Below are 17,209 nucleotides of genomic sequence, written 5' to 3'. Positions count from 1 at the left end.
TACGCCCATGCTGAAAAAGATCCGCCTTGCCTGTCTTGCCGTTCTTCCCATCCCGGCTTTCGTTTCCACTGAGATGCACGCCGCCCCGCCCGTGCTCTACCAGGAGCATCAGGAGTTCCTCGACGATGTTCAGGAGCGCACCTTCAACTGGTTTTGGGAGAATACCCACCCGGAAAGCGGGCTCGTGCCCGACCGCGCGCCCACCGAATCGTTTTCAAGTATCGCGGCGGTCGGCTTCGGGTTGACCACGATCCCGATCGGGATCGAGCGCGGCTTCATCACGCGGGAAGAGGGGCTCGAGCGCGTGCTGGCGACGCTCCGCTTCTTCGACCAGGCCCCCCAGGGGCCGGAGCCGCGTGGCAATACCGGCCACAAGGGCTTTTACTATCACTTCCTCGACATGGAGAACGGCGAGCGCTACCTCGAAGTCGAGCTGTCGACCATCGACACGGCCTTGTTTATCCTCGGCGCGCTCTTTTGCCAGAGCTACTTCGACGGGCCGGAGCAGGCCGAGGTGGAGATCCGGCAGCTGGCGGAGACGCTCTACCGCCGTGTGGAGTGGGACTGGGCGCTCGTGCGCCCCTCGCTCATGTGCATGGGCTGGATGCCCGAGACGGGCTTTATCCCCGCGGATTACGAGGGCTACAACGAGGCCATGTTCCTCTACCTGCTGGCCCTCGCCTCGCCGACACACCCCATCCCGGAAGATTCGTGGGAGCGCTTTGTCTGGTCTTACCACTGGGCAGATTTCAATCAGGTGGAGCATGTGGCCTTCGCCCCGATGTTCGGCCACCAGTACACGCAGTCGTGGATCGACATGCGCGGCATCCAGGACACCTACATGCGCTCGCGCGGGATCGACTACTTCGAGAATTCGCGCCGCGCCGCCCATGCGCAGCGCAACTATGCCATCCAGAACCCGCTCGGCTGGCGCGACTACGGGCCCAACATCTGGGGGCTTACGGCCTGCGACGGCCCGGCCGACGTGCTGCTGGAGTACAAGGGCCGCATGCGCATGTTCTTTACCTACCGCGCACGCGGGGCGGGGGCCGATTACACGACCGACGATGGCACGATTGCGCCCACCGCTGCCGCCGGCTCCATCGCCTTCGCCCCGGAGATCGTGATCCCGGCGCTGCAGGAGATGCAACAGCGCTACGGCGAGCACGTCTACACCGAGCACGGCTTCGTCGACGCCTTCAACCCCTCCTTCGACTTTGCCGACCGCGAGCTGCAGAACGGCCACATCGTGGAAGGGCTCGGCTGGTTCGGCAAAGACCACCTCGGCATCGACCAGGGGCCCATCGTCCTGATGATCGAAAACTACCGCAGCGGCTTCGTCTGGGAAGTCATGCGCCGCAACCCCCACATCGTCCGTGGCCTGCAAAGGGCGGGCTTCAGCGGCGGCTGGCTGACCGAGCTGAAGCCCCAACCGGTAGCGGTCGACTGATCCTATACTGCCATGGCCCACCACGCCACTGCTGCCCGAGACCGTATCCCGCTGATCGAAAAGGTCGCGTTTGGCCTCGGCATGGCCATCCCCATCGCCTTCATCAACTCGGTCGCGCAGCTCACCAACCTGATCTTCAACCTCGGGCTGGGGGTCAGCGTGGTGTGGCTGGGGGTGGTGCAAATGATTCCCCGCCTTTGGGATGCGGTTTCGGACCCGCTCACGGGCTATTTTTCCGACAATACGCGTTCGCGCTGGGGGCGTCGCCGGCCCTACATCATCGCGGGCGGCATCGCCAGCGCGGTCACCTACGTCTTGCTCTGGTGGGCTCCGGAAGCCTGGCCGGAGTGGGCGCTGCTGGCCTACATCCTCGGCGTCAGCCTGCTCTTTTATACCGCGACGACGGTCTTCTCCGTGCCCCTGACCGCGCTGGGCTACGAGATGAGTCTCGATTATCACGAGAAGACCCGGCTCTTCGCCATCGGCAGCTTCCTCGGCAACATCTTCGCCATCGTCACCCCCTGGATGTACTGGCTGGCGAACAACGAAGTCTTCGACAACGAGGTAGAGGGCATGCGGACGATTGCCGTCGGGGTGGGGGTGGTGGTCCTGATCACAGCCCTGTTGCCGGGCCTGCTCTGCCGCGAGCGCCGTCAGGTCGAGATCGCGACGCAGGAGAGGGTAAAGTTCTGGTCGAGCCTCGCTACCACGGCCCGCGACGGCGTTTTCCTGCGCGTGGTGGGCATCGTGTTCCTCATCACCTGCGGCTTCAACTTCGTGAACAACTTCACGAACTACATCGTGATCTTCTTCGTCTACGGCGGCGACCGCGTGGCGGCGTCGGAGATGCTGGCCTACAACGGCAGCGTCTGGGCCATCACCTGCCTCCTCGCCGTCTTGCCCATGACGTGGACCAGCGAAAAGGTGGGGAAGGCGCGCACGGTACAGCTCTTCGTCGGCTTCATGCTCGGCGGCAGCCTGCTCAAGATCGTGTGCTACAACCCCGCGCTGCCGTGGCTGACGCTGATCCCCACCGTCTTTATCTCCGCCGGGATGCTCGCGCTCTACACGATGGCCGTCTCGATGGTGGCCGACGTGGCCAACCTCGACCAACTGAAGCATGGCGTGCGGCGCGAGGGCACCTATGCCGCCGTCTACAGCTGGTGGCTCAAGGTGGCGGTCTCGGCCGGTTTCCTCGTGTCGGGCATCCTGCTGCAATCGACCGGTTTTGACGACAAGGTGGTGACGCAGTCGGCCGACACGCTCTTCTGGATGCGTTTCTGGGAGATCGGCCTGCCGGCGGTGCTGTGCGGCCTCGCGATTTTCCTCCTGCGCGGCTATCCGTTGACGGAGGAGCGCGTCTACCAGATCAAGGCCGAGCTGGAGCAGCAAAAAGCTCGTACGTGAAAACACTTACGGACGAGAGCGTAATCTTACGCAATTTTCCTGACGTACATTTTGGTAGACATTCAAGCGGTATTTAAAAAGGGTACAAACCACGGCGAAATCGGGTGAAAAACCTTAATCATCGTGTTGATGGGGCGATAAGCGAGGTAACTACCAAGTCTCCCTCCCCCCTCCCGTCATGCACCGCAAAAACAAACGTAACTTCAAGATCCGGCGTCAGATTGTCCTTGGCATGAGCACATTGACCGTGCTGATCGCCGCACTCGGCTCATTTGCCTTTTGGCGGATGGACCAGGCTACCAACACCTCGCATCACCTCGGCAGCGTCGTCATTCCGCGTGCCAACGACGTCTCTGCCATTCTCAATACGACCTCTGGAATCAACCTTTCTACACGATCGTTTGGGTTGACGGGCGATGCGCGGTATCTGGAGCAAGCCCGCCAGCAGAATACGCAGCTGCAGGCCCAGTGGGAGGAGGCAGCCGATCGGTTTGATAATACGGCGGAAGCAACGCAGGCACGATTTGATTCTGCGGAGAAGGCTTACCGCGATTACTGGAGCCTCTTCGAGTCGACGGCCACCACCGTGGCCCAGGCCAATTTGATCCGTAGCGAACTCGACGCGCAGGCGGTGACGGCCACCGAGACGATCACGGCGTATGTCGCTCGTCTGCAAGCCTTGGCCGATGCCGCAGAGGCGGGAGACCTTGAACGCGAGCGTTATCTGCAGGAGCTGATCCAGGTGCAGCGCATTGGGCGGTACATGAATCAGCTGCGCGCGGAGAACTTTCGCAGCCAGTCTCGCAACGAAGACATCGCGGCTGAAACCCTCGACTCGATCTCCTCGCAGATCGTCCGCAGCATCGAAGCCGCCTCCGTCTTGGCGCAGGGTAGTGCTGATGCACAGGCCCAGCAGCAGAAGATCCGCGATGCGGTGACCGCCTACAAGGCTGGCCTCGTCGAGCTGCAGTCGGTATCCGCCAACCTGCGGGAATTGCAGCGCCAGCGCACCGAGCGTAACACCGCTGCCCAGAGCGCCCTGGCTGCCTTGTTCGACGATTCGGTCCTGGAAACGCAAACGGCCTCGGCCTCCGAGCAGGAACTGTTGCAGACTTCCGCCAAACAGCTCTTGAGCGTCGTGGCGCTGGCAGTGGTCTTCAGTGCCGCATGGTGCTGGTTCAGTAGCTCGCGCATCTACAAGCGCCTCAAGGAGATTACCGACTTTGTCTTTAATGGTGCAGAGCAGGTGGCCTCCGCCGCCACGCAAGTCTCGACCACCAGCCAAGTGCTGGCCGAGGGCGCAAGCGAGCAGGCCGAGACGCTGGAAGAGACGAGCGCCACGCTCGAAGAAATCTCCGCTACCACCGCTCGCAACGCCGAGCATGCCCGTTCTGCCAACGCCACCGCCAACGCCGCCCGCTCCGCTGCCGAAAACGGCGCGGCCAAGATGACCGAGATGAGCCAGGCCATGCAGGCCATCGAGCTGTCGTCCAACGAAGTGGCCAACATCGTGAAGACGATCGACGAAATCGCTTTCCAGACCAACATGCTGGCGCTCAACGCCGCCGTGGAGGCCGCCCGGGCGGGAGAAGCCGGGGCCGGGTTTGCCATTGTGGCCGAAGAGGTGCGCAGCCTTGCGAAGCGTAGCGCCGAAGCCGCCCGCGAATCGGCGCTGCGCATCGACGAGGCCAAGTCGCGCAGCCGCCAGGGCGTCGTGCTGTCGCAGGCCGTCATGGACAGCCTCAAGGATATCGTGGTGAAGGCCCGCGAGGTCGACCAACTCGTGGAAGCCATCAGCATTGCCTCCGAAGAGCAAAGCCAGGGCGTAACGCAGGTCACCGCCGGCGTTACCCAGATGGACAAGGTGACGCAGAGCAATGCCGCGAGCGCCACCGAATCGGCCAGCGCGGCCGAAGAGCTCAGCGCCCAGTCCGAAGACCTTCGCGAGGCCATCAGCCAGCTCTGGGCCATGATCGAATCCGACAAGGAGATCCAGCGCCAGAAAAGCCAGAAGGCCAGCTACGGCTCCTGGAACAAGCCGGAAAAGGCGGCAGCCCCGCTTTCCTTCCTCCACCGAGGCCGTTACGACGAGTCGCAGGAAGAGGAGGAAGAGCGCCAGATGGAAGCTCCGGCTCGCTCCAGCAACTACCGTCAGGCCGAAGAGGCGTTCTTCTCACAACGGGGCAGCCACCGTTCTCTGGAAGAGGAAGTCTACATTGCCACCGAAACGCCGCGCCAATCCAAGCCCGAAAGCCTGAACGGCCACCGTTCGCGCAATGGCTCCGAGGTGAAGATCTCGCAGCATTAAGCTTTATTTCACTACCCCCTGCTCATGGGCCGTCCCTTCGTGGACGGCCTTTTTTGTTCTCAGCGGGCTGTGTGGACGGCAGGCCCTCCAATGCGCTCGGAGATACGACTGGCGATTTTCTGCAAGCTGGCGGCTACCGTCGGCACACGCTCGGGCGTGAGCCGGTGGGCGGAGGCGGTAAGGCCCAGCGCGCCTTCCACGCCCCGGCTCGACCAGATGGGCACGGCCACACAGCGCACGCCGGTAAAGTATTCCTCTTCGTCCAGCGCGTAGGCGCGCGTGCGCGTGGCGGTCAGCTCCTGTGCAAGGCGCTGGTGGGTGAGGATCGAATTCGGAGTGCGGGCGACCAGCTTTTCCACCGGCACCAGTTGGGCGAAGTCATGCTCGTGCAGATAGGCGAGGAAGACCTTGCCCGAGGCGGAGCAGACGAGGTCGACCAGGGAGCCCGTGCGGCTGCTGGCGGTGAGCGGGTGGGGGCTCTGGACCGCTTCCACGATCATCGACTTGTCTTCGAACGGCACCGCGAGGTGGCACGTTTCGCCGGTGGCCTCGACCGCTTGCTGCATGAAGGGCAGGGCGATGGACCGCAGCTCCACCTTGGCCTGGGCGGCGACTCCCAATGGGATGAGGGCGGGGCCGACGAAGTAGTGCCGGTCGTCGCGGCGCACAAAGCCCTCGTGCTCCAGCGTAGTCACGATGCGCAGTGCCGTGGTGCGCGGCAGTTCCAGCCCAGCCACAATCCCGGCCAGCGTGGCACCTTGGGGCCGTTGCGCGAGGAAGCGCAGCACCGTGCAAGCGTTGCTGAGGTTGGGGATCGTGTAGGCCGGCATGGGAAGAGACAAAAAGCGCCGGGCGTTTGGCAGGCCCGGCGCGTGAAACAAGCTTCTTAGCGGGCGAGCCAGCCGCCGTCGACGGCGATGGTGTAGCCCTGCAGGTAGTTGGAGGCGGCGGAGGCGAGAAAGACGGTCGGCCCCACGATGTCGGTCGGGTCGCCCCAGCGCCCGGCGGGGATGCGGTCGAGGATCGCCTTGTTGCGCGCTTCGTCGGCCCGCAGCGGTGCGGTGTTCTCCGTCGCCATGTAGCCGGGGGCGATGGCGTTGACGTTGATCTGGTGCGGCGCCAGCTCGTTGGCCATCAGGCGCGTCAGCCCCATCACTGCGCTCTTCGAGGCAGTGTAGGAGGGCACGCGGATGCCGCCCTGGTAGGAGAGCATCGAGGCGATCTGGATGATCTTGCCCGGCTTGCCTGCCTTGACCACGCCACGAGCAAACTCCTGGCTGAGGAGGAAGAGGGAGGTCAGGTTGAGCTCCAGCACCTCGTCCCAGTCCTTTTCGCTGAAGTCGAGGAAGTCGGCGCGGCGGATGGTGCCGGCGTTGTTGACGAGGATGTCGGGCTCGCCGCCGATGGCTTCGCGGATGCGGGGCAGCACCTGACGGGTCTCCTCGCGGTTGCAAAGGTCGGCGGGGATCTCGAAGGCCTTGCGCCCGGCCTTTTCGACCCCGGCGCGAGTTTCGGAGAGGTCGCCGCGGGCCACCAGGGCCACGTCGGCGCCCGATTGGGCGAGGCCGATGGCGATGGCGGCACCGAGGCCCTTGGAGGCTCCGGTCACGATGGCGGTTTTGCCGCTCAGGTCAAAGTTGGCTGCTTGGCTCATTTAGCGCAGGGTGCTGAGGTCGCAGTGGTCCATGTCGTCAAACGACTGGTTTTCGCCGCCCATGGCCCAGACAAAGCTGTAGGGGCCGGTGCCCGCGCCGGAGTGGATCGACCAGGCGGGGGAGAGCACGGCGTCCTTTTCGCGCATCACGAGGTGGCGCGTTTCGGTGGGCTCGCCCATGAAGTGGAAGACAAGCGCACCTTCGCTCACGTCGAAGTAGCAATACACTTCGGAGCGGCGCAGGTGGGTATGCGGCGGCATGGTGTTCCACACGCTGCCGTCTTCGATCTTGGTAAAGCCCATCACGAGCTGGCAGCTATCGGCGCGGCCGGGCACGATCAGCTGGTAGAGCTTGCGGCAGTTGGCCGTCGTCTTCTGGCCGAGCACGCGCGGCTCGACGTCGGCATGGCGCACGAGCTTGGTCGGGTATTCCTTGTGGGCGGGGTAGCTCACGAGGTAAAACTGCGCGGGCTTGGCGTTGTCCTTGGAGGCAAACGTCACCTTCTTGCTGCCGCGGCTCACGTAGACGGCGTCGCAGTGGCCGATGGAAAACGTTTCGCCGTCGACGGTCACGTCGCCCTCGCCGCCGAGGTTGATCACACCCAGCTCGCGGCGTTCGCAGAAGTATTCGCAGGCCAGCTCCTTGAGCGCCGGCAGCTCCAGCGCACCGGAGGTCGGCACCACGCCGCCTACGACCACGCGGTCGAGCTCGCACACGCGCAGCTTGATCTCGCCCTGGGCGAAGAGGCCGGCGAGCAGGAAGTTGTCGCGCAGTTCTTGAGTATCGGCCCGGCGGACCATTTCGGGAGGCAATGTATACAGCATGAAATTCGGGTAGATTGTTGGGAGAGGTTTGATCGGGCAGCGCCGTAACCACAGTCCAGCGCCTAGACGGTGCACCGTAGGAAAGGCGTCGGCCTCTGTAAACCAAAATGGACATATTATCCAAATATGAACACTTTGGCCCAGTAAAAAACTGGAGGGCGTGCAGCACGCGCCTCCAGTCGGGAGAAAAAGGCCGGGCGCCGGTTTATTGGCCGGGCAGCAGGCTCTCGATGAAGTTCGGCAGCCAGAGCGAAACGGCGGGCACGTAGCTGATGATCAGCAGGCCGGCAAACATTGCGATAAACATCGGGACCAGCGGGCGCATCACCTGGGCGAGCGTCGTCTTGCCCACGCCGCAGCCGACGAACAGGCAGGTGCCGACCGGCGGGGTGCAGAGGCCGATGCAAAGGTTGGCGATCATCATGATGCCGAAGTGCACGGGGTCCATGCCGAAGCCGGTCACCACCGGCAGGAAGATAGGCGTGAAGATCAGCACCGCCGGCGTCATGTCCATAAACGTGCCCACGACGAGCAGCAGGATGTTGATGATCAGCAGGGTGACGATGGGCGAGTCGCTGATGGCGAGCATGGCGTCGCTCACCGTCTGCGGGATCATCTCGTAAGAGAGCACCCAGCTCATCGCCTGGCTGGCGCCGACGAGGAACATCACGATGGCGGTCGTCTTGGCGCTTTGCAGCAGCACTTCGGGGATCTGCTTGATCTTCACCTCGCGGTAGAAGACCACCCCGAGCAGGAAGGCATACAGCGCGGCGACGGCGGAGGCCTCCGTGGCGGAAAAGATCCCGCCCAGGATACCGCCCATCACGATGAAGATCAGCGCGAGGCTGGGCACCGCCTGCAGGAAGCTGATCAGCATCTTGCGGGGCGAAGCGTGCGAAAGCTCTTCGCTGCGGTTCTTGCGCTGCACCCACCACGAGGCGACCATCAGGAGGCCACCGACGACCATCCCCGGCACGACCCCGGCGATGAAGAGCGAGGTGATGCTCACATTACCCGCCACGACCGCATACACGATCATGATATTGCTGGGCGGGATGAGCAGGCCCGTGGTAGCGGAAGTCGTGGTCAAGGCGACCGAAAACGGGCGCCCGTAGCCCTTGCGCTCCATCTCCGGCATCATGAAGCTGCCGATGGAAGACACCGCCGCAGCGGCGGAGCCCGAAACGGCGCCGAAGAGCATGCAGGTGATGGTGTTGACGTAGCTGAGGCCGTTGTGGAAGCCGCCGACGAGGGCGTTGGCGAAGTCCATCAGGCGTCGGGCCATGCCGCCCGCGCCCATCAGCACGCCGGCAAGCACAAAGAAGGGGATGGCCAGCAAGGGGAAGCTGGCGATACCGGTGGAAAGGCGTTGAGCGGTGATATATTCGGTGGGCACTTCGCCGATCGAATACATCGTGAGCACGGTGGCCACGCCGATACAGACCGCCACGGGCACGTCCATGAGCAGGAGGGCCGTGAAGGAAAGCAGCAAAATCAGAATTTGTAGGTCCATGTTGCGGGGGAGGGCAGGATCTAGATTTCGGGGTCGATGGCGTGCACGGGCTCGGCCTCGGCCAGCTTGGGCTCACGCGCCCACTCCACGAGGTGCTCGATGCCAAAAAGCATGAAGAAGACGCCGCTGATGGGGATGGCGAGGTAGATCGGGCCCAGCAACATGCCGAGGCCAGCCACCGTTTCGCCTGTCGCCAGGGCGCGGCTCACGAGGCTGCTGCCGCCGTAGACCATCACGTAACCGGCAAAGGACATCACGATCAGCTCTGCGGCCAGCTTGGCGATGCGGCGGGCGTTGGGGTTGATGATCGTCATGAAGTAGTCGACCCCCAGGTGGCCGCGCTCGCGGAAGACCACGGCGGCACCGAGCAGCGATACCCACATCAGCAGGTAGGTGGCGAGCGGCTCCGTCCAGCTACTGGGCGAGCCAAGCACGTAGCGGCTCACGACGCCCCACAACACCGCCAGCACCAGCAGGGCCATGGAGACGATGAGGAGGAAGTTCAGGATGGCGGCCAGCACATTGAGGCCGCGGCTGAGAAAAGACGGGGAAGATGCGGTGCTCATTGGACCTCCTCGATTGCTTCGATGTACTTGCCGAGGCGCGTCTGGCGCAGAGAGTTCTGGTAATCCTGCACGGCGGCGGCAAAGGGCTTCTGGTCGGGGTGGTAGATTTTCACACCCAGGTTTTCCAACTCTTTCAGGTTGGCCTCGGTCTGCTCGGCCCACAGCTCACGCTGGAACTGGAGGGAGGTGTCAGCGGCATCGGTCAGCCACTGCTTTTCCTCCGGCGTGAGGTTGTTCCAGACGACTTCGCTGATCAACAGGATGTCGGGGATGCGCATGTGCTCATCCAGCGAAAAATAGGGGGCCACCTCGTAGTGGCGGCTGGTAAAGTAGCTCGGCACGTTGTTTTCGGCGGCGTCGACCATGCCCTGCTGCAGGGCCGTATAGAGGTCGCCCCACGGCACCGGCGTCGGGGAGGCGCCGGTGGCGGCAAGGCCGGAGATCGCGCCGTCGCTCTGCATCACGCGCACCTTCATGCCCCGGAGGTCGGCGGGGGTCTGGATCGGCTTTTTGCTGGCGTAAAAGCTACGGGCACCGGCGTCGTAATAGGTGAGACCGTGCAGGCCCTGGCTCACGCCCATTTGCAGGAATTCTTCGCCCACCGGGCCGTTCAGCACATTCCAGTAATGCTCTTCGTCGCGGAAGAGATACGGCACGGAGAAGACGCCCATTTCGGGCACGAGGGCTTCCATGCTGGCGGCGGAGGTCTTTACGAGCGCCAACGCGCCACGCTGCACCTGGGCCACCGTCTCGGTTTCCGTGCCCAGCTGACCGTTGGGGAAGATCTGCACCTGGAGGGCGCCGCCGGAGTTTTCGGCCACCTTTTCCGCCATGTGAACCATGGCCAGGTGGACGGGGTGCGCCTGGTCCAGCGAGTGCGCCAGTTTGAGGACCTTCGTCTGGCTGCTGCCCGATCCGTAGCCGGAGCCCGCCATCACCGCCAGGGTGACTGTGGCGCCGAATACTCCGATCAGGAGGCCGACGAAGAGAAACGAAAGGGACTTTTTGTCCATGAGGTTGAAGGGGGGATTTCGGGGACGGGCTTGCGCCCGGCACATGCGACTAAAGGCTGCTGAGACTGGGACTTCCAGCCAAAAGCAACCGGAGGGGGCGGAAGCCTTGGAGCCTCTGTGCCCGCTACGCTTGAGGGCCGGGTGATGAAATGCAAATGAAATAGAATGAAATCGCCATGAATACGAGAGCGATCCAGCTGTGGGGCAGCCCGGCGTTATTCGGCCTCCAGGGGTACCGCCGCCTCTTCGGGCACGCCGACGGCGGGCTGCCGGCGACGCCGCAAGGGCAGGGTGGCACCGTCGTGCCAAGTGCCTTCGATGAAAGTCGTCGTGGGGATACGTGGGATGCCCCGGATGTTTTGGGTCAGCTGGCCTGCCAGCAGTGAGATGGCCGCCGCGCCCACCTCGTCATGGTTTTGCTGCACGCCAGCGACCGTGCCGTCGAAGCGGTCGAGAAAGAGATCAACCAGGCACACGTCGCGCGGCACCCGCAGGCCCAGCTCTTCGATCGCGTCGCGCACAAAGATCCCGTTGGTGATGATCACCTCCGGCTGCCACGCGTCGAGCCAGCGGCGCAGGCGGGTGGCGTCGATCTGCACCGTGCTCTGGTTTTCGTGGATCCAGGTGTCGACCGGGTGATAGGCGGGGAAGAGGCACACCGGCAGCCGCGAAGTCTCCGGGATCTGTTGCTGCTCCACGAGGTAGCCGGCGGTCCACATGCGGTCGACGCTCAAGTCCCAACCCCGGTGCATGATACAACCGATGCGGGTGTAGCCAGCCTCCAGCACCTTGCGCATGGCCAGCCGCATGATGCCGCACTGGTTGTTCGTCACGTTGTTAAGGGTCGGGTAGTGGGGGAAGAAGTCGATCTTGACGGCGGCGAAGTGCTCCCAGTCGAGCGCCAGACTGTCTTCCATCTCCCGCGCGTGGGAGGCGATGATCAGCCCGTCGATGCCGCGCGAATTGAGGATGCGGCTCAGGCGCCCATGGCTCAGGCCCGGTTCGCGTAGCCAATAGTGCTCCAGCCGATAGCCCAGGCGCTCGGCTGCCGCCTTGGCTCCGTCGAAGAACTGGGGGTGGGCGGTAACGTCCTTCCAGCCCCAGCGGGTCGTCCAGTTGGTGACGTAGGCGAGGGTCTTGCGGTCGTAATGCTCGCGAGCGCCTTCGCGGTAAGAGACGAGGGCGCGCAGCACGGGGTCGGGCCGGTAGCCCATCTTCTCCGCCAGCTCCTGGATGCGGCGGCGGGTCGCCTCCGGGAGCTTGGGGCTGTTGCGCATTGCGAGCGAGACCGTAGTCACGTGGGTGCCGTCCGCGCGCGCGATATCCGCCAGGGTAATACGCTTGGAAGCCATGGTTTGGGGTAGGGGTAGAGGAGTGGAGGAGACTTCAAACCATCCGAGGTCAAGGCGCAACGGATTTCGGGTTCTAATGTTAGCATAGAGCTTGCGTTGTGCCCAGGCTGGCGGTGGTGGATATTCGGCCCCAGCGGCTTACCCCGGCTCCTGATTCAACCCCACCCCCCGGACTGCAAACGCGGTCTTTCCTTGGCACCCACCGCTGGTTGGGCACGCCCCGGGTATGCCATTGTCTCCCCCTTCGAAAATTCCGGCCATGCCAAAGTTCCCGTATCAAAACCCCGACCTGCCGTTGGAAGAGCGCATCGACGACCTGCTCGGTCGCATGACCCCGCTTGAAAAGATCGGCCAGATGATGCACGACAACCACCCGATCGAGCGCCTTGAGGTGCCCGCCTACAATTGGTGGAACGAGGCCTGCCACGGGGTGGGGAGGGCGGGCCGCGCCACGGTGTTTCCTCAGGTGATTGGCCTCGCCGCAACCTGGAATCGTGAGTTGGTCGGGCAGGTCGCCACCGCCATCTCCGATGAGGCCCGCGCCAAGCACCATGACGCCGCCCGCCGGGGCAAGCGCGGGATCTATCGCGGCCTCACCTTCTGGACGCCCAACGTCAACATCGTGCGCGATCCGCGCTGGGGGCGAGGGCAGGAAGCCTTTGGCGAAGACCCCTTCCTCACCGCCGAGCTTGCGACCTGTGTCGTCCACGGCCTGCAGGGCGACGACGACAAGTATCTAAAGGTGGCCGCCTGCGCCAAGCACTACGCGGTGCACAGCGGCCCAGAGTCCGAACGGCACGAATTCGATGCCCAGCCCACGCAGAAAGATTTGTGGGAGACCTATCTCCCGGCCTTCGAGCGCCTGAGCCGCGAGGGCGTCGAGGCCTTCATGGGGGCCTATAACCGCACGCTCGGCGAGGCCTGCTGCGCCAGCGACCTGTTGATCAACCAGATCCTGCGGGGCCAGTGGGGCTTCGAGGGCCACTACGTGAGCGACTGCGGCGCGATCGACGATTTCCACCTCTACCACCAGGTGACGAGCAACGCCGCCGAGTCCGCTGCGCTGGCCGTGCGCATGGGCTGCGACCTCAACTGCGGCTGCACCTTCAACGACCTCAGCGTGGCGCTCGAAAAGGGCCGCATTACCGAGGCGGAGATCGACACCGCCGTGCGCCGCCTGCTCTCGACCAAGTTCCGCCTCGGCCTCTTCGACCCAGAGGAGCGGGTGCAGTGGACCCAGCTCCCGCTGGAGATCGTGGACGGCCCGGAGCACCGGCAGCTCGCCCGCCGAGCCGCCGCCGAATCGGCGGTGCTGCTCAAGAACGCCGGTAACGTGCTGCCGCTGAACCGCGACCCGGAGCGCCTGCTGGTAGTCGGGCCGACCGCCGCCAATTACGGGGCGCTGCTCGGCAACTACTACGGCGTCTCTCCCGAGATGGTGACGATCTTCCAGGGCATTCTGGAGGCGACGGAACCGAACACCGCCGTCAAATACCGCCCCGGCTGCCCGATCCTCAGCCCGCAGGCCCCGGGGGTGAACTACACCTTCCCGGCTGCCGAAGTTTCCGATGTGGTCATCGCCGTGATGGGCCTCGACCATACGCTCGAAGGCGAAGAGGGCGACACCGTGGCCTCGTCCTCCGGCGGCGACCGCGACCGCGTGGAGTTGCCCGAAGTGCAGATGAACTTCCTCCGCGAGCTGCGCCAACACAGCAAGAAGCTCGTGCTGGTCTTGACCGGCGGCAGCGCCATCGCCGCGCCTGAAGCCCACGAGCTGGCCGACGCGGTCCTGTTTGTCGGGTACCCGGGTTGCGAAGGTGGCCGCGGCGTGGCGGATGTGCTCTTTGGCACGGTGGCGCCTTCGGGTCGGATGCCGTTCTCCACGCCCATGCGCACGGAAGACCTCCCGGCCTTCAACGACTACCACCTGCAGGGCCGCACCTATCGTTTTGCCGACAAGACGCCCCTCTACCCCTTTGGCTTCGGCCTCACCTACGGCACCTCCAGCTACCGGCTGGTTTCGCCCTCCACGGCAACGCTTAGGCCCGAGGGCCTCGTCGAAGTCGAAGTGGAGGTGCGCAACGAGGGGCAGCGTGAGTTTGCCGAGACGGTGCAGTGCTACGTGGTGCCGCCCAAGAGCTGGCCGAACGCCCCACACGCTACGCTGGTCGGCTTCGAGAAGGTCACGCTCCCGGCGGGCGGCAGCAAACGCGTGTCGTTCCAGTTGCCGGCGAAGAGCTTTAGCCAGTTCGACGCGGAAGGCCGCCGCGTGCTGCCGGCGGGCGAATATCGCGTGGTCGTCGGCACCAGCTCGCCCAACGCCCGCTCGCAGGAGCTGGGCGCGCCGGTTCCCGCCGAATGCACCGTCACGCTCGCCTCGGAGCTTTCCCATGCAGGCGCTCGTTCTTGAGCAGGCCCGTCAATTGAGCCTCCGGGAGATCGAGATCCCGGAGCGGCTCGGCCCGCACGATGTCCGCGTGCGCATCCGGACGGTCGGCGTCTGCGGCAGCGATGTGCATTACTACCAACACGGGGCCATCGGGCCCTTTGTGGTGCGCGAGCCGATGGTGCTCGGGCACGAGGCCGCCGGTATCGTCGACGAGGTCGGCGCGGAAGTCACGCACCTCCAGCCAGGGGACCGTGTGTGCATGGAGCCGGGAATCCCCAACCCGCAGGGCAAGGCCACCCGGCTGGGGATGTACAATTTAGATCCTGACGTGCGCTTCTGGGCGACCCCGCCCGTGCACGGCTGTTTGCGGCCCACCGTAGTCCATCCAGCAGCGTTTACCTTCAAGATGGCTGACCACCTCAGCTTCGGTGAAGGGGCGATGGTGGAACCCTTGGCGGTGGGGATCCATGCGGTCAACAAGGCACACATTCAGCCGGGTGACGTCGGTGTTGTGCTTGGCGCGGGGCCCATCGGCATCCTCACCGCCTTGTCGGCCCTCGCCGGCGGGTGCAGTCGTTTGTTTATCACCGATCTGCAGGAGGCCAAGCTGACCCTCGCCGCGTCCCTCGGCCCGATCACGCCCGTCAACCCCGCGCGTGACGACCTGACCCAACTGGTGCGCGACGCAACGGAAGGGTGGGGCGCGGATGTCGTGTTCGACGCCGTCGGCCACCCCCGCACGGTGGCGCAAGCCCTCGATGTGGCGGCCCCGGGTGGCCGGGTGGTCCTGATCGGCATGCCGGGCGCGCCGGTGCCGTTCGATATTGTGGCCGCGCAGGTGAAGGAGCTGCGGATTGAGTCCATTTTCCGCTACGCTCACGTCTTCCCGCGCGCCCTCGCGCTCCTGGCCAGCCGCCGTATCGACGTGCGCCCGCTCATCACCGACACCTATGCCTTTGCCGACTCGATCGACGCCTTCGATTATGCCTGTGCCATGCGACCCGAAAGCGTCAAAGTCCAGATCGAGTTGCCGTCCTGAATAGAATAGAAGTTACCGCCTCTCCCAGTGTAGTCCCAGAACCCCCGAACGATGCGATTAATCCTCCGTTACCTGATCCTCCTCCTCCCGTTCGTCGCCGTGCTGCGCGCCGAATTGCCCCGCCTCGAAACGCGCGCTGGGGCCGTCCGTCTTATCGTCGATGGCCAGCCTTTTATCGCCCGCGGCGGCGAGCTGGGCAACTCCACCGGCGAATCCGGCTATCTGGCCCAATATTGGGACAAGCTGGAGGGCATGCACGTCAACTTCCTGCTCGTGCCCGTTTATTGGGACATGGTGGAGCCGGAGGAGGGCCGTTACGACTTCTCCGACCTGCGCAAGGTGATTGAAGAAGCCCGCGCGCGCGACATCCGCCTCGGCCTGCTCTGGTTTGCCTCGTGGAAGAACAGCATGTCGTGCTACGCCCCCGCGTGGGTAAAGACCGACGTCGAGCGCTTCCCCCGCGCGCTGGACGAAAACGGCATCCGGCAGGAGATCGTATCGCCCTTCTATGAAGAGAACTGGCGGACCGATGCGAAGGCCTTCGCGGCCCTGATGCGCGAGCTGAAGAGCTTCGACGGCCAGCACCACACCGTGATCACCGTGCAGGTGGAGAACGAGATCGGCATGATCCCCTCCGCCCGCGACTACAGCGAGGCCGCCAACCGCGCCTATACCGCCAACGTGCCGGCGGAGGTGATCGCAATGTTGCAAAACCGTCCGGAGCTGGCCGACGGTCGCGTCGCCGTCGCGTGGCGAGAGCAGGGCTCGCTCACCACCGGTTCCTGGGCGCAAGTCTTTGGCGCCAACGCCGAGACCGAAGAGTTCTTCATGGCCTACTACTTCGCGAAATATGTGGAGCACGTGACCAAGGCGGGCAAGGACATCTATCCGCTGCCGATGTTCGTCAACGCCGCGCTCATCCGGGCCGGCTACCAGCCCGGCCAGTATCCGAGCGCCGGGCCGCTACCGCATCTGATCGAGCTGTGGGAGCTGGGGGCACCGTCGATCGACTTCTTTTCGCCCGACATCTATTTCCCCAACTTCGTCGAATGGACCCGCGCCTACCGCCGTCTCGGGAACCCGCTATTTGTGCCTGAAGCGCTGCGCACCATCGACGCCTCTGTCAACGGCCTCTACGCCTTTGGCGAGCACCAGGCGATGGCCTTCTGCCCCTTCGGCATCGAATCGGTCGACGGCCAGGTCGAACGGGCCTTGCGCGACAGTTACGACATCGTGCGTCAGCTCACACCCCTGCTGGCCAAGACCGAGCCTTCGCAATCGCGCGGCCTACTGAAGGAAGCCCCCACCAACACCAAGCCGCAGGAAATCCGGCTCGGCGGCTATGTGTTCAACGCCTCCTTCGAGCGTTCGACCCTCCCCGGTCCGGCGGACGGCGTGATCGTGCACGACAACACGGGTGGCTACGGTGCCGCGACTTACCCTGCCGGCGGTCTCATGCTGCAGCTCGGGCCCGACGAGTTTCTCTTCGCGGGCATCGGCGTGGTCGTGACTTTCGACGATCTCGACCCGACTACGCAGGTGGGGATCCTCCAATGTGAGGAAGGCCGCTACGAAAACGGCGAGTGGCAGCGCATCCGCTTGCTCAACGGCGACCAGACGCACCAGGGCCGCCACCTGCGCCTTGAGCCGGGTCGCTTCACCATCCAACGCATCAAGCTCTACCGCTACTAGC

The 17,209-nt window shown here is 64.3% G+C and carries 13 protein-coding genes; 6 read left to right on the top strand and 7 right to left on the bottom strand.

What is annotated here, in order from left to right; all coding sequences use genetic code 11:
- Positions 1–7 precede the first annotated feature (7 nt).
- The 3 genes from Q7P63_06865 to Q7P63_06855 all read left to right on the top strand — a co-directional run bounded on the left by Q7P63_06865 (position 8) and on the right by Q7P63_06855 (position 5,165).
- On the top strand, positions 8–1,450 hold the full coding sequence (locus tag Q7P63_06865) for a glucoamylase family protein (GenBank protein ID MDP0499807.1): 1,443 nt from the start codon (positions 8–10) through the stop codon (positions 1,448–1,450).
- Between the two features lie 12 nt (positions 1,451–1,462).
- Positions 1,463–2,857, top strand: a complete 1,395-nt coding sequence (locus tag Q7P63_06860) for an MFS transporter (protein MDP0499806.1) — start codon at positions 1,463–1,465, stop codon at positions 2,855–2,857.
- A 232-nt stretch (positions 2,858–3,089) separates the two neighbouring features.
- Positions 3,090–5,165: a methyl-accepting chemotaxis protein gene (locus tag Q7P63_06855; GenBank protein ID MDP0499805.1), complete on the top strand. Its 2,076-nt coding sequence runs from the start codon at positions 3,090–3,092 to the stop codon at positions 5,163–5,165.
- A gap of 59 nt (positions 5,166–5,224) precedes the next feature.
- On the opposite strand, the gene Q7P63_06850 is transcribed toward Q7P63_06855, so the two are convergent.
- The 7 genes from Q7P63_06850 to Q7P63_06820 all read right to left on the bottom strand — a co-directional run bounded on the left by Q7P63_06850 (position 5,225) and on the right by Q7P63_06820 (position 12,088).
- Positions 5,225–5,995 carry an IclR family transcriptional regulator gene (locus Q7P63_06850; GenBank protein MDP0499804.1) on the bottom strand — a complete coding sequence of 257 codons (771 nt, stop codon included), beginning with the start codon at positions 5,993–5,995 and terminating at the stop codon, positions 5,225–5,227.
- Positions 5,996–6,051: 56 nt separating this feature from the next.
- Entirely contained in the window at positions 6,052–6,819 is a 768-nt protein-coding gene (kduD, locus tag Q7P63_06845; protein MDP0499803.1) for a 2-dehydro-3-deoxy-D-gluconate 5-dehydrogenase KduD, read from the bottom strand.
- Positions 6,820–7,644: a 5-dehydro-4-deoxy-D-glucuronate isomerase gene (gene kduI / locus Q7P63_06840; GenBank protein MDP0499802.1), complete on the bottom strand. Its 825-nt coding sequence runs from the start codon at positions 7,642–7,644 to the stop codon at positions 6,820–6,822.
- A 205-nt stretch (positions 7,645–7,849) separates the two neighbouring features.
- Positions 7,850–9,157, bottom strand: a complete 1,308-nt coding sequence (locus Q7P63_06835) for a TRAP transporter large permease (protein ID MDP0499801.1) — start codon at positions 9,155–9,157, stop codon at positions 7,850–7,852.
- A 20-nt stretch (positions 9,158–9,177) separates the two neighbouring features.
- Complete coding sequence (locus Q7P63_06830; protein MDP0499800.1) at positions 9,178–9,723, bottom strand: TRAP transporter small permease; 546 nt, start codon at positions 9,721–9,723, stop codon at positions 9,178–9,180.
- On the bottom strand, positions 9,720–10,736 hold the full coding sequence (locus Q7P63_06825; protein ID MDP0499799.1) for a TRAP transporter substrate-binding protein: 1,017 nt from the start codon (positions 10,734–10,736) through the stop codon (positions 9,720–9,722). Before Q7P63_06825 ends, Q7P63_06830 begins: the two co-directional genes overlap by 4 nt.
- 215 nt (positions 10,737–10,951) lie before the next feature.
- Positions 10,952–12,088 carry a LacI family DNA-binding transcriptional regulator gene (locus tag Q7P63_06820; protein MDP0499798.1) on the bottom strand — a complete coding sequence of 379 codons (1,137 nt, stop codon included), beginning with the start codon at positions 12,086–12,088 and terminating at the stop codon, positions 10,952–10,954.
- A gap of 259 nt (positions 12,089–12,347) precedes the next feature.
- On the opposite strand from Q7P63_06820, the gene Q7P63_06815 reads away from it, so the two are divergent.
- From Q7P63_06815 to Q7P63_06805, 3 genes are read left to right on the top strand one after another with little or no spacing between them, the layout of a single operon-like run.
- Positions 12,348–14,498: a glycoside hydrolase family 3 C-terminal domain-containing protein gene (locus tag Q7P63_06815; GenBank protein MDP0499797.1), complete on the top strand. Its 2,151-nt coding sequence runs from the start codon at positions 12,348–12,350 to the stop codon at positions 14,496–14,498.
- A complete protein-coding gene (locus Q7P63_06810) occupies positions 14,479–15,516 on the top strand; it encodes an NAD(P)-dependent alcohol dehydrogenase (GenBank protein MDP0499796.1) in 1,038 nt (345 codons plus the stop codon). Before Q7P63_06815 ends, Q7P63_06810 begins: the two co-directional genes overlap by 20 nt.
- Positions 15,517–15,567: 51 nt before the next feature.
- Complete coding sequence (locus Q7P63_06805) at positions 15,568–17,208, top strand: DUF5597 domain-containing protein (GenBank protein ID MDP0499795.1); 1,641 nt, start codon at positions 15,568–15,570, stop codon at positions 17,206–17,208.
- Position 17,209: the final 1 nt, after the last annotated feature.

This window comes from Verrucomicrobiota bacterium JB022 (assembly GCA_030673845.1).
GTDB lineage: Bacteria > Verrucomicrobiota > Verrucomicrobiia > Opitutales > Oceanipulchritudinaceae > WOUP01.
Note: the sequence above shows the minus strand (reverse complement) of the source record. Positions and strands in the feature narration are given on the sequence as shown.

Coding starts and splice junctions, on each gene's coding strand:
- Q7P63_06865 (MDP0499807.1), top strand. CDS start 8: ATGCTGAAAAAGATCCGCCTTGCCTGTCTTGCCGTTCTTCCCATCCCG.
- Q7P63_06860 (MDP0499806.1), top strand. CDS start 1,463: ATGGCCCACCACGCCACTGCTGCCCGAGACCGTATCCCGCTGATCGAA.
- Q7P63_06855 (MDP0499805.1), top strand. CDS start 3,090: ATGAGCACATTGACCGTGCTGATCGCCGCACTCGGCTCATTTGCCTTT.
- Q7P63_06850 (MDP0499804.1), bottom strand. CDS start 5,995: ATGCCGGCCTACACGATCCCCAACCTCAGCAACGCTTGCACGGTGCTG.
- kduD (MDP0499803.1), bottom strand. CDS start 6,819: ATGAGCCAAGCAGCCAACTTTGACCTGAGCGGCAAAACCGCCATCGTG.
- kduI (MDP0499802.1), bottom strand. CDS start 7,644: ATGCTGTATACATTGCCTCCCGAAATGGTCCGCCGGGCCGATACTCAA.
- Q7P63_06835 (MDP0499801.1), bottom strand. CDS start 9,157: ATGGACCTACAAATTCTGATTTTGCTGCTTTCCTTCACGGCCCTCCTG.
- Q7P63_06830 (MDP0499800.1), bottom strand. CDS start 9,723: ATGAGCACCGCATCTTCCCCGTCTTTTCTCAGCCGCGGCCTCAATGTG.
- Q7P63_06825 (MDP0499799.1), bottom strand. CDS start 10,736: ATGGACAAAAAGTCCCTTTCGTTTCTCTTCGTCGGCCTCCTGATCGGA.
- Q7P63_06820 (MDP0499798.1), bottom strand. CDS start 12,088: ATGGCTTCCAAGCGTATTACCCTGGCGGATATCGCGCGCGCGGACGGC.
- Q7P63_06815 (MDP0499797.1), top strand. CDS start 12,348: ATGCCAAAGTTCCCGTATCAAAACCCCGACCTGCCGTTGGAAGAGCGC.
- Q7P63_06810 (MDP0499796.1), top strand. CDS start 14,479: ATGCAGGCGCTCGTTCTTGAGCAGGCCCGTCAATTGAGCCTCCGGGAG.
- Q7P63_06805 (MDP0499795.1), top strand. CDS start 15,568: ATGCGATTAATCCTCCGTTACCTGATCCTCCTCCTCCCGTTCGTCGCC.